The sequence below is a fragment of the Aerococcus viridans genome (genome assembly GCF_002871935.1).
GTDB lineage: Bacteria > Bacillota > Bacilli > Lactobacillales > Aerococcaceae > Aerococcus > Aerococcus viridans_B.
This window is the reverse complement of the sequence record NZ_PNHQ01000002.1, coordinates 87,702-101,075: the sequence shown is the minus strand read 5'-3', so window position 1 is coordinate 101,075 and position 13,374 is coordinate 87,702. Positions and strand designations below refer to the sequence as shown.

At 35.4% G+C, this 13,374-nt stretch carries 8 protein-coding genes and 1 other annotated feature (1 of these 9 cut by a window edge); of the genes, 6 read left to right on the top strand and 2 right to left on the bottom strand.

Going from position 1 to position 13,374, the window contains the following annotated elements:
* The first annotated feature begins 182 nt into the window (after positions 1-182).
* The gene (tig, locus tag CJ191_RS01440; protein WP_102198769.1) at positions 183-1,463 is read left to right on the top strand and encodes a trigger factor; all 1,281 of its coding nucleotides are present in this window, start codon (positions 183-185) and stop codon (positions 1,461-1,463) included.
* 96 nt (positions 1,464-1,559) lie between these two features.
* Here tig and CJ191_RS01435 read toward each other — a convergent pair whose 3' ends face one another.
* Together CJ191_RS01435 and CJ191_RS01430 are read right to left on the bottom strand one after the other, a co-directional pair.
* On the bottom strand, positions 1,560-2,498 hold the full coding sequence (locus CJ191_RS01435; RefSeq protein WP_102198768.1) for a nucleoside hydrolase: 939 nt from the start codon (positions 2,496-2,498) through the stop codon (positions 1,560-1,562).
* Between the two features lie 138 nt (positions 2,499-2,636).
* Complete coding sequence (locus CJ191_RS01430) at positions 2,637-3,836, bottom strand: NupC/NupG family nucleoside CNT transporter (protein WP_070469128.1); 1,200 nt, start codon at positions 3,834-3,836, stop codon at positions 2,637-2,639.
* 241 nt (positions 3,837-4,077) lie between these two features.
* On the opposite strand from CJ191_RS01430, the gene clpX reads away from it, so the two are divergent.
* The 5 genes from clpX (at position 4,078) to carB (ending at position 13,111) form a co-directional block, all read left to right on the top strand.
* Complete coding sequence (gene clpX / locus CJ191_RS01425; protein ID WP_102198767.1) at positions 4,078-5,334, top strand: ATP-dependent Clp protease ATP-binding subunit ClpX; 1,257 nt, start codon at positions 4,078-4,080, stop codon at positions 5,332-5,334.
* A gap of 84 nt (positions 5,335-5,418) precedes the next feature.
* Positions 5,419-6,024: a ribosome biogenesis GTP-binding protein YihA/YsxC gene (gene yihA / locus CJ191_RS01420; RefSeq protein ID WP_070469130.1), complete on the top strand. Its 606-nt coding sequence runs from the start codon at positions 5,419-5,421 to the stop codon at positions 6,022-6,024.
* Positions 6,025-6,115: 91 nt separating this feature from the next.
* Positions 6,116-8,011 (top strand): DNA primase, encoded by a 1,896-nt coding sequence (gene dnaG, locus CJ191_RS01415; RefSeq protein ID WP_257994097.1) that lies wholly within the window; start codon positions 6,116-6,118, stop codon positions 8,009-8,011.
* A 42-nt stretch (positions 8,012-8,053) separates the two neighbouring features.
* A complete protein-coding gene (gene rpoD, locus CJ191_RS01410; protein WP_070469132.1) occupies positions 8,054-9,178 on the top strand; it encodes an RNA polymerase sigma factor RpoD in 1,125 nt (374 codons plus the stop codon).
* Positions 9,179-9,946: 768 nt separating this feature from the next.
* On the top strand, positions 9,947-13,111 hold the full coding sequence (gene carB, locus CJ191_RS01405; RefSeq protein ID WP_102198765.1) for a carbamoyl-phosphate synthase large subunit: 3,165 nt from the start codon (positions 9,947-9,949) through the stop codon (positions 13,109-13,111).
* A 120-nt stretch (positions 13,112-13,231) separates the two neighbouring features.
* Positions 13,232-13,374 (top strand) — a binding site (T-box leader); it runs 69 nt beyond the window's last position.

Sequence of the window (13,374 nt, the reverse complement as noted above, 5' to 3'; positions counted from 1 at the left end):
TAGTTTTATCATGGATTTTAATATAAAAACAAGAAAAAACCTCAAGTTTATTATAACATTAAAGGCGATTTTGGCTCATTAACTAGACAACTCGTGAGTTTTAGTGTAGTATTTTATGATGTCAAGATTATGCATAAATACGTAATCGATTAGTAAATATAACTAGAGTTAGGGGAATTTAAATGTCAGTAAATTATGAACAAACATCAACAAATGAAGGTATTTTACACTTTACCGTAGCAAAAGAAGATGCAGAACAAGCTAAGAAACAAGCTTTTAACCGAATTAAAAAGGATGTATCTGTACCAGGTTTCCGTAAAGGAAAAGTAAACTATCAAATGTTTGTGAGAATGTTTGGTGAACAAACTTTACTTGAAGATGCTGTAAACATCGTTTTACCAGAAGCCTACACAAAAGCTGTTGAAGAATCAGGCTTGGATATTGTTACACAACCTCGCTTTGATATTAAATCTGCCGAGCCAAATGCTGACTGGGAATTAATTGCATACGTGGCAACTAAACCAGAAGTTAAATTGGGTCAATATAAAAACCTAACTGTTTCTAAACAAGAAGTTGAAGTGACTGAAGAAGAAATCAATGATCGTTTATCTGCAGCGCAAGCTAATTTAAGTGAATTAGCATTAAAAGATGGGGCTGCTGAAAATGGCGATACAGTAGTTATCGACTATGAAGGTTTCCAAGATGGCGAAGCTTTCGCAGGTGGTAAAGGGGAAAACCATTCATTAGAATTAGGTTCTAACTCATTCATCCCTGGTTTTGAAGACCAACTAGTTGGTGTAAAAGAAGGCGATGAAGTAGAAGTAAACCTTACTTTCCCTGAAGAATATCATGCGGATGAATTAGCTGGTAAAGATGCTACTTTTAAAGTGAAAGTACATGAAGTAAAAACTAAAGAAGTGCCAGAATTAGATGATGAATTTGCTAAAGATGTTGATGAAGAAGTTGAAACTTTAGACGAATTAAAAGAAAAATACCGTAAAGAATTAACTGAGCAAAAAGAAGCAGCAGCTAAAGAAGCTCGTGAAGAAGAAGCTTTACGTTTAGCAGTAGAGAACGCTGAAATTACTGAATTACCACACGAAATGGTACATGAAGAAGTTCACCGTCAAATGGATCACTACTTAAACGAAATGCAACGTTCAGGTATCTCTAAAGAAATGTACTTCCAATTAACAGGTACAACTGAAGCTGACTTACATGCTCAATTCGAAGAAGATGCTGATACACGCGTAAAAACGAACTTAATTCTTGAGCAAATCGTTGAAGATGAAAACATTACTGCAAAAGTTGAAGATGTAGAAAAAGAAATTGCTACATTAGCTGAAACTTACAACATGACTGTTGAAGAAGTTAAAAATGTCGTAACAGAAGACATGTTAAAAAATGATATTGCATTGAAGAAAGCAATGGCTTTAATCACTGACACTGTAGAAGAAGCATAATTTAAGATTATTCGAACATAAAAGCCAGTGAGTTACTGGCTTTCCCATATGTAGAAAAAAACCGAGCCTGTGCTCGGTTTTTTTACGCGCTAACTATTAAAATGCTTTTTTGATAGTATCTAAGAAATGTTTGTTGTATTTTTCTGCGTCAACACCTAGCGCAACAAATACATTTGGTTTTTCGTTACGGTTTAATGCTGATTGATCTTGAACTAAGCGCCCCTCTTGCTCGCCGTATAAGCTCTTGATGCGGAATGTTTCACCAGTCACCCAGTCGCTGTTAAGTGCAACAGAGACAGCCAATGGGTCATGTAATGCACAACCTGTAAGGTCTTCATATGAATTAGCGTAAGCTTTAAAGTAGTAAGTGACAATTTCATGGAAAACTTGGGCAGCTTCAGACATTTCTAACCAAGGTGCAATATCAGTGTCGGTGATTAGCGTTCGTAAAGTAACATCTAAACCAATCACTTTAATAGGCAATCCAGAATCGAAAACAATATTATTTGCTTCAGAGTCTTTCCAGAAGTTTGCTTCAGCAAAGGGGCTAACATTTCCTGGTACAGTTAGCGCACCGCCCATTGATACAATACCTTTAATTTTTTGCATAGCAGGTAGATCCTTTTGAATTGCTAATGCAGCATTTGTTAAAGGTCCTGTTGTTACTAAGACTAATTCTTCACCGTATTTGTTTGCAGACTCAATAATAAAATCGATAGCATCTTGATCAGAGATATTATTGCCAGCAGGTAATTCAATATTCCCTAGGCCATTTAGCCCATGAAAGATACCAGATGCTTTTTCTTGGATATAATCTTCACTTGCGCCAATCTTGTGGGCAGCGCCTCGGAAAACCGGAATGTCTTCGCGGTCCAATAATTTTAATACCGCTGAGGCATTGTGGACACACTTGTCAACTTCAGCATTTCCAAATACAGATGTAATACCGATTACTTCTGCATCTTCTTCGCCCAAAGCAAGTGCAATAGCCATTGCATCATCAATACCCGTATCAAAATCTAAGATTAATTTCATATTTAAACCCCCTAAAAAGTTGGATATTTTAATATCTTATCCTAAGTAAAGTATAAGGCATTGGCTTTCAAATTGATAGAAGAAAGACAATGCCTTATACAAGTTTATTAAAATGGATTGATGAACCAGCTTTCTAAATTAGAAGAAGAAACCAACTATTGTTGCTGAAATCATAGATACTAAGACTGATGCAATGATTAAACGCCATGTATTGTTTGCGATAACTTTGGCCTGTTTAGTTGACATAATTTTTACAGAAGCAATAATCATGCCGACAGTTGCGATATTTGAAAATGAGATAACATAAGTTGACATCATTGCCATTGTTTTCTCTGTTATTTGTCCTGCAACCGCTTGAACTTCACCTAAGGCGACAAATTCATTGGTTAATAATTTGGAAGCCATGATAGAACCAGCGCTTACGATATCCGTACTTGGAACACCCATTATATATGCAAGTGGGGAGAAAACGTAACCAAGGATAGTAAAGAAATCTATGCCAAATACCAAACTAGCTAATGAATTAAGGAAGGTAATTAAAGCTGTAAAACCAATTAATGATCCAGCAATTGCTAAAGCAATTTGGAAACCACTAGAGATGTAGTCGCTCAATACGGAGAAAAAGTTTTCTTCTTCAATACCTTCATTTTCCTTAGCTTCTTCAATAGGGTTAAAATCTACCTGAAGAGTTTGTGGATTATATGGTGTCATCAATGAGACGATGACGAAAGCGGCAAAGACATTTAAAAGAATGGCTACTACTACAAATTTACCATCAACCATTTGCATATAAGAAGCAATAGTCGTAGCAGATACACAAGATAACCCCATTAACGCAAATGTAAATATTTGTTCGGGCGAGAATTTATCAATGTAGCGCTTAATTGTAATGAAACCGTTTGATTGGCCAAGCATGGCCATCATGATAGCAATATATGATTCATTTTCCCCCATACCAGTCACCTTATTAAGGGCTTTACCTAAGAATTTAGCGATAAATGGTAGGACGTTAATATATTGAAGGATACCAATCAAACCAGAAATAAATACGATTGGCATTAAAACGTTTAGGAAGAAAATACCATATCCTGTGGATCCCTCACCAAAAACAAATTCGGTACCACCATTTGCTTGTAAGATTAACCAGTTAAAGAACTCTGATATACCTTCCAAAATTGCGATCCCAAAGCTTGTTCTTAAACCAACGAAGGCTAAAACAAACATAATAATCAATAAAATGCCTACTTGTTTAATACGGGCGTTCTTACGGTCTTTACTAAGTAATAAAGCAATAAGTCCAATGACAATTAGACCGATAATTCCGCGAATAATACTCATAGTGATCTCCTTTTCTTATTTTTATTCAAATTTTTGCACTGCTAATCATTATAAAATATTGACTAGTAAAATACTAGTAATTTAAAAGAATTCCCGAACGATAAACTGGTTACATTTTTAGACTTATCATATATGATATACAATAGACCTAAAACATATAAAATGAAGACATTTAAATTGACTTAAAGTCAAGAATTTGGCACAATAAGATGATGTAAAAAGGGAAAGGAGAACGGATAGCATGTATAATGATGATGAACAAACAACGATTCACTGTTCTTTTTGTGGAAAATCACAAGATGAGGTAGACAAAATCATCGCTGGACCGGGTGTTTATATCTGTAATGAATGTGTAGCACTGTGTCAGGAAATTATTGATGAAGAAGTTAGCCAAGAACGAGAAGAATCTTATACAATGGTTGAACCACCAAAACCAACTGAAATTCGTTCCATCTTAGATGATTATGTTATTGGCCAGGATCAAGCCAAAAAGACTTTGTCAGTAGCAGTATATAACCATTACAAACGTATTTCTTCTAACAACGAAGCTGCTGATGATGACATTTCTCTTCAAAAGAGTAATATTCTATTAATGGGACCAACTGGTTCAGGAAAAACATACTTAGCTCAAACGTTAGCGCGTATTTTGGACGTGCCATTTGCGATTGCGGATGCAACGACATTGACAGAAGCGGGTTATGTTGGGGAAGATGTTGAAAATATCTTAGTCAAATTAGTACAGGCTGCTGATTTTGACGTGGAGCGTGCCCAAAAAGGGATTATATATGTTGATGAGATTGATAAGATTGCGCGTAAATCAGAAAATGTTTCCATTACACGTGATGTCTCTGGTGAAGGTGTTCAACAGGCGTTACTGAAAATTTTAGAAGGAACTGAAGCAAACATTCCGCCACAAGGTGGGCGTAAACATCCACATCAAGAATTGATTCAAGTAGATACAACCGATATACTCTTTATTGTAGGTGGTGCCTTTGACGGTATTGAACCAATTATTAAAGAACGCCTCGGGGAAAAAGTGATCGGTTTTGGTAATAGTTCAAAGAATCAGATTTTAAATGATAATGATGCGATTATGCAACAGGCTATTCCTCAAGATTTACAAACATTTGGATTAATTCCTGAATTTATTGGTCGTTTACCAATTATGGCTAACTTAAATAAGTTAACCAAAGAAGATTTAGTTCATATTTTAACAAAACCAAGAAATGCTTTAGTAAAGCAATATCAGCAATTGTTAAAGATGGATGATGTTGAACTTACATTTACTGATGAAGCGCTTGATGCGATAGCACAGAAGGCTTTAGACCGTAAAACAGGAGCCCGTGGTCTCCGTTCAATTATTGAAGAAGCAATGTTAGAAATTATGTTTGAGATTCCATCTCGTGATGACGTCTCAAAAGTGACGATTACAGCTTCGGTCATTAATGATGATATTGAACCGGATTTATTTGATTTAGAAGGCAAAAAAATCGCTTAAATAAGTCTAAGCGTTGCAATGTATGAAATACAATGGGAAAGACTGGCTTTAGTCTTTCCTTTTTGTGTCAGAAAGGAGATTTTCATGGACGTGCATAATGTTGAATTTCTAATCTCAGCCGTAAGGCCAGAGCAGTATCCAGCTTCTACAATACCTGAGATTGCTTTAGCGGGACGGTCAAATGTTGGAAAAAGTTCATTTATCAATACGATGATTAATCGAAAAAAATTGGCTAGAACATCAAGTAAGCCTGGAAAAACACAACAGTTAAATTACTATCAAATTGAAGATTTGTTCTATTTTGTAGACGTTCCTGGATATGGATACGCTAGAGTGAGTAAAACTGAAAAAGCAAAATGGGGCGAGATGTTAGAAACATATTTTACTACCCGTGAAAACCTAGTTTTAGCACTTCTTGTAGTGGACTTTCGCCATAAACCAACCAAAGATGATATTCAAATGAAAGAATTCATGGATTACCATGGCGTACCTTATTTTGTTATCGCAACAAAAAGTGACAAAATTAAGAAAAGTCAATGGAATAAACACCTAAGTGATATTTATAAAACATTAGGATTAGAATCAATTGATCAAATTTTACCATTTTCAGCTGAAACAAAAAATGGTAGAGACGAAGCTTGGGAAATTATTCAAGCTGTTTTAGATGGCGAATTTGAACTTGAAGAATAATTATTCAAATAATATGTCCATATCGATTGCATTTTGATTTGGTTTCCGCTATATTTATTGTGAGTTTTTGCCGGCAAAAGTAGGTGGTCAATTGGCGAATTTTATTCCAGAGGAAGTCATTAATGAAGTCAAAAACAATGTAAATATCCTTGATATAACTAGTCAGTTTGTTGACTTACAAAAAAGAGGCCGTAACTATTTTGGTTATTGTCCATTTCATGAAGAACGTACGCCTTCGTTCACAGTAAATGAAGAAAAACAGATTTTTCACTGTTTTTCATGTGGTCGAGGGGGTAATGTTTTTCGTTTTATGGAAGAAATTGAAGGCTATACATTCCCACAAGCTGTTCAGAAAGTAACAGAACTTGGAAATGTTTCAGTCTCTTTCGACTGGTCTGCTCTAGAAGATGGACAGCAGACAAACAACTATAGTAATACACAGAATCGGTTAATTCAAATTCATGAAGAATTAAGGCAATTTTATCACTATTTGTTGATGAATACTGAAAATGGAAATCTAGGATTGCAATATCTATATGATCGAGGATTGCGTAAAGAAACACTAGAAACCTATCAAATAGGTATTGCACCTGAAGATGGTAGGTTAGCAGCTCAGCACCTTTTAAATAAAGAATTTACGGTTGAAGAATTACAACTGTCTGGCATTTTTGTAGGGGATCAAGATCGTTTAAAAGATCGGTTTGCTGGTAGAATTATGTTTCCACTAAGAGATGTAATAGGTAAGACTGTGGGTTTCTCTGGGCGGATTTTACCTGGGTCGATGCATCAAAAGAACTATCCTGATGCTGCTAAATATTTAAATAGTCCTGAGACAGAGATTTTTGAAAAGAATACTTTCCTATTTAATCTTGATTTAGCTCAAAGTGAAGCTAGACGAGCCAAAGAACTTGTATTGTTTGAAGGTTTTATGGATGTAATTGCTTCTCATAATGAGGGTATAGGAAACGGTGTTGCCTCTATGGGAACAAGTTTAACTAGTAATCAAATTAGAGTGATTGAAAAGGCAAGCAAACAAATCTTAATTGCTTATGATGGAGATACTCCAGGTCAAAAAGCAACGTTACGAGCGATCAATTTGATTCAAGATCAAAGTAATCGATTGAAAATAAATGTGCTATCTTTTGAACAGAATTTAGATCCAGACGAATTTATACAAAAATATGGTGGCGAGAAGTATGCCAATTTTGTTATAAATAAAAGAATGAGTCCGATACATTTTATGAGAAACTTCTATCGGAAGAAGTTTTCTCTTGAAACGGACAATGGAAAGATTCAGTTTATAAATGTGATGCTTGAGGCGATTGCAAAAACACAGCAAGCGATTGAGCGAGATATTTATATCAGTGAAATTTCTGAAGATACGGGTGTATCTAAAGATACACTCTTGCAACAATTAGAGAGTTATACTTCAAATAAACAGAATTATCAATCATATCAGGAACAGGGCCATAGGTCATCTCAGTATTTTAATGATGGTAACCTAGCAGTGCCTGAGGTTGGAGTTACAAGAGGTCAGAAAAAGACACAACTTGAAAAAAGTGAATTGCTATTGTTGTATCGTTTACTCTATAATAGTGAGACATGGTTACTCATAGCGAATAAGGATTTTCATTTCCAATCTAGTGAAGTTGAAACGGTCTATATGCTACTGTCAGACTATAGGGATAGGAAACAAAACATAGATGGTGAAATAGATCCAGGAGACTTCTTACAAGCTTTAACAGGCGCTGAAGAGCAACGTTTGGTTGCTGAAGTAATGAACTTAGAAGTCGCCCCTGATATTGGTGAAGGTGAAGTGGAAGACCTTATTTATAATATACAAACTAAAGGGAGTATAGAACAAAAGATGCAAACTTTAGATGATGAAATTGCTTATGCAAAATCCGTAGATGATTTTGCACAAATTGGTATTTTGATCAAGAAAAAAATTGATTTATTGAAACAACTAAAAAATCGTAATAGTTAATTTAATGATGCTAATTTTTGATTTATGTTAGGAGCGAATTGAATGGCAAAGAAAAAAGTGGATGGTATCACACTTAACCAAGCTACCAAACAATTAATAGCTGAGAAGAAAATTTTTGGTACAATTCAGTATACTGATTTAAGCGATAAAATCGCACAACCTTTCGAATTGGATGATAAAGAAATGGATAGCCTGATTGAAAAATTCGAAGATCAAGGTATTGCAGTTGTGGATGAAAATGGCGAACCAACAATGCGCCAAATGGACAAAGAAGCCGACAAGGAAGCTGAAAAAGTGAAAAAAGAAGAGGTAGATCCTACTTCTGTTGCTTCTGATGTTAAAATCAATGATCCAGTTAGAATGTATTTGAAAGAAATTGGTCGTGTTGAATTATTAACGGCTGACGAAGAGGTTTCCTTAGCACAACGTATTGAGCAAGGGGATCCAATAGCTAAACAAGAATTAGCGGAAGCAAACTTACGTTTAGTTGTGTCTATTGCAAAACGTTATGTAGGACGTGGTATGTCTTTCTTAGATTTAATTCAAGAAGGAAATATGGGTCTGATGAAAGCTGTTGAGAAATTTGATTATCATAAAGGATTCAAGTTTTCTACATATGCTACGTGGTGGATTCGACAAGCAATTACTCGTGCCATCGCTGACCAAGCACGTACAATCCGTATTCCAGTACATATGGTCGAAACGATTAACAAGTTAGTTCGTATTCAACGCCAACTATTACAAGACCTTGGCCGCGAACCAACCCCAGAAGAAATTGGGGCTGAAATGGACTTACCAACTGAAAAAGTACGTGATATTCTTAAAATAGCGCAAGAGCCAGTGTCACTTGAAACACCAATTGGTGAAGAAGATGATTCTCATTTAGGAGATTTCATTGAGGACCTTGATGCTACAAGCCCAGCTGACTATACTTCTGCTGAATTATTGAAAGAACAATTAAACGAAGTACTAGATACTCTGACAGATCGTGAAGAAAATGTGTTGCGTTTACGTTTTGGATTAGAAGATGGTCAATCGAAGACATTAGAGCAAGTTGGGCAACAATTTGGTGTTACTCGTGAACGAATTCGTCAAATTGAAGCGAAAGCTTTGAGAAAGTTACGCCACCCATCTCGTTCAAAACAATTGAAAGATTTCTTAGAATAAATATATTAGAGAAGATGAGACAAAAGTCGTTTAGCGTTGACGTACTAGACCAACAGCCGAAGAATAACGAAATGTGATTGGCGTATTTTGGGTAGTATCGGACAAGGCTGACTTTTGAAACCCGATTATAAACATGTTTTATATAGCAAAGAGAGGCTGAGATATTTTTGTCGTAGCCTCTTTTTTGTTTACTAGAGAAATTTATTGACATCAGTAAATGGTTATCGAATGTATTCAGATTTCATCTATGTTCTTAGATAGTGAATTGTAGTTTAGCTCTAATGGGTAGCGCTTATAGCGTATTCGTTTTTATCTACTAGTATGCTTGATAAAGTTCTGCCATCTAGTAAAAAAATAAAATAATGGCCATATAAAATACAAAAATTGTATTATATATATTTGAATACTGTTAGGAGATATCAGTTACTAATTTATTACATATATAGTAATAAATGGTTTTTTGATAATAAAATAGTTGTGAATAAATGAGAAATATATATTTTTTTTCATTTTCTGTTTGACCTATAATTCAACATAGCGTAAAGTACATCAGAGGAAAAACTACTTCACAAACGTGTATAGAGTCGACTGACCAAGAATTACACTGAACTGCTTATGAAAGCACGTGAAGATATTTTTTTAATAAGCCAATCAGCATCTAATTTCTAATAAATCCTTAGTTTCAGACATTTATTTGGAACTAAGCGATTTAGGGAAATTGGTGGATTTGTTATGCAATCGGTAGGCCATTAGAAAAGGGGAAAAAATATGCCAAAGAGAACAGATATTCACAAAATTCTAGTTATCGGATCAGGTCCAATTGTTATTGGACAAGCTGCCGAATTTGACTATGCTGGAACCCAAGCTTGTCTTGCTTTAAAAGAAGAAGGCTACGAAGTTGTTCTGATTAATTCGAATCCAGCGACCATAATGACTGATCGAAAAATAGCAGACAAAATATATATCGAGCCGATTACTGAAGAAATGGTTTCTAAGATCCTTTATGATGAAAAGCCAGACGCAATTTTACCCTCGTTAGGTGGTCAAACGGGTTTAAATATGGCTTTGACATTGGATGCTTCTGGAATTTTAGAAGAACTAGGTATTGAATTAATAGGGACCAACCTAGAAGCGATTGATCAAGCTGAGGATCGAGAATTATTTAAAAACTTGATGACGTCAATTGGTCAACCAGTTCCTGATTCAACCATTGTGCACACAGTTGATGAAGCAATCGATTTTGCCAATTCTATTGGCTACCCTATCATTGTACGCCCAGCTTTTACAATGGGTGGATCAGGCGGTGGTATTTGTGAAGATCAAGATTCACTTGAACAGATTGTTAAAAATGGTTTGACGTTATCACCGGTAAGCCAATGTCTAATTGAGAAATCTATTGCTGGTTACCAGGAAATAGAATACGAAGTAATGCGAGATAGTTCGGGAGAAGCCAAAGTAATTACATCTATGGAGAATTTCGATCCAGTAGGTGTTCATACGGGTGATTCAATTGTATTTGCCCCTAATCAATCTCTTAACGATGAACAGAATGATTTGCTAGCTGAAGTTGCACTTAAAATTATTCAAGCTTTAGAAATTGAGGGTGGTTGTAATGTGCAATTGGCTCTAAAACCTGATAGTAATGAATACTATATTATCGAAGTAAATCCACGTGTCTCGCGTTCTTCAGCTCTAGCTTCAAAAGCAACAGGATTCCCTATCGCTCGTGTAGCAGCCAAAATCGCAGTAGGTTACTGCTTTAATGAGTTGTATAACCCTTACACGAAGACGCATTTTTCTGACTATGATCCAAAAGATATCACTTATACTGTTGCAAAGGTACCGCGTTTTTCTAATGATAAATTTAAACATGCCGGTAGAAGCTTGACGACGCAAATGAAGGCTACAGGTGAAGTCATGTCACTTGGGCAATCAATTGAAGAATCTTTACTAAAATCTATTCAATCATTGGATAATGGCCATGCTCATTTATTTGATGTGGATGCTAGTAACGCTTCAGATGAAAAGATTATGAAAGAGCTAGTAGAGGTAAAAGACGATCGGATATTCTATCTAGCTGAAGCAATTCGTCGCGGTATGAAAGTTGAAGAGGCATATGAATTAACTAAAATTCGTCCATTATTCCTTCAAGCTATCAAACATATCGTAGACATCGAAAAAGCTATCAAAGATCAACCTCAAAACTTTGAAATAGTAAGAGAGGCGAAAAAGAATGGCTTTGATGATCAAACAATTGCAGAAATTGCTGGCTTAACTGCTAGCGAAGTGAAGGACCTTAGAGAATCCAATGGCATCACGCCAAACTTTATTCCGGTTACAATTTGGGGAATGGGAGATTATGGTGAATCTGGTTACTACTTCACTTCTTATAACGGAGAAAACAAGCCAAAAACGACTACAGATAAGCAATCTGTCTTAGTTTTAGGATCTGGTCCAATTCGAATAGGTCAAGGAATCGAATTTGATTATGCGACAGTACATTGTGTTAAAGCATTACAAAAGGCTGGGTATGAAGCGCTAATCATCAATTCTAATCCAGAAACAGTTTCTACAGACTTTTCGATATCTGACAAATTATTCTTTGAACCCGTTACTTTTGAAAATGTTATGGCAATTATTGAACGTGAACAACCGGTAGGTGTGATGATTCAATTTGGTGGCCAAACAGCAATTAACTTGGCCAATGATTTAACTCAAGCAGGTGTTCAAATTCTTGGGACATCAGTTGAAGATATGAATCGTGCAGAGGATAGAAAACTATTTGAACAGGCCTTAAAACAATTAGGAATTGCACAACCAAAAGGAGATACAGCTTTGAATTTAGAAGAGGCTCTTGCAATACCTGAAAAAATAGGTGGCTATCCAGTTTTAGTTAGACCTTCTTTTGTCTTAGGTGGTAGAGGAATGGAAGTAGTTTATAATCAAGAAGATTTAACTACATATATGAATGATGCTTTGGTTGAAAGTAAAAAATTAAACCGTGAAGCACCAATTTTAATTGACCATTATGTGCAAGGAATAGAAGTTGAAGTGGACGCTATTTGTGACGGACAAGATGTCTTTATCCCAGGAATTATGGAACATATTGAAGCTGCTGGTGTTCACTCTGGGGATTCTATGGCCGTATTCCCGACACAAAGATTGTCTCAACCAGTGATTGATCAGGTTATAGAAGAAACAGTTAAAATTGGTAATGGCTTAGGAACTATTGGAATGGTAAATATTCAATTTATCGTAGAGAATGAAGAAGTTTTTGTAATCGAAGTGAATCCGAGAGCAAGCAGAACTTTGCCTTTCCTATCTAAAGTGACTGATATTGAGATTGCACAAATTGCTACTAACGTGATTATGGGAACTAGCTTAAAAGCCCAAGGATTGGGAACTGGTTTATATGACTATACTGGAGATGAGGTACATGTAAAAGCACCCGTATTCTCTTTTACTAAGTTAAATGGTGTTGATCCTGCTGTAAGTCCAGAAATGAAATCTACTGGTGAAGTGATGGGTACTGGAAAAACTTATGCTAGTGCTTTACAAAACGCTTTTGAGGGAGCGAATATTCCTTTAATCAAAAAAGGCACTATCGTATTCAATATATTCGAAAATGAATTAGAAGAAATTCAAAATAGTTTAAAAAATCTATATAATGCTGGTTACGAAATAGTAGTAAATATTAATGATAGTTCAAAAGAAATAATATCTGAGGTCTTTACTAGCTTTAAGAATACTGAAGATTTAGACCAGTTTATCATTCAAGATAAGGGGCAAATCGTAGTAGATACCACAGGTAATGTACCTGGTTACGAAAGAGGTTTATCTACTAGAATGGCAGCTATTAGTCACCTTGTACCACTTTTTACCCATTTAGATACTTTTAAAGCTTATGCTACGGCTTTAGAAGAAAAAAGCTAGTTGCTTTCAATTAGTCTAATATTTACAAGGTTGTGTTATAAAATATATATCACCATATTTAAAAAAGGATTAAAATTTAATTGACATTATCATTATTTTCTAATAGAATAATAGAAATATTTAAAATCAAGTATGGAGAGAGTAGGTAACTATTGGATTTACAGCGAATTAGGATAGAGTGGAAGCCTAATATGATAAGGTTGCTGAACCGCACTTCATGGATAAATTGGTGAATGACAAGTAGTCAATTTCGCTGATGCAGC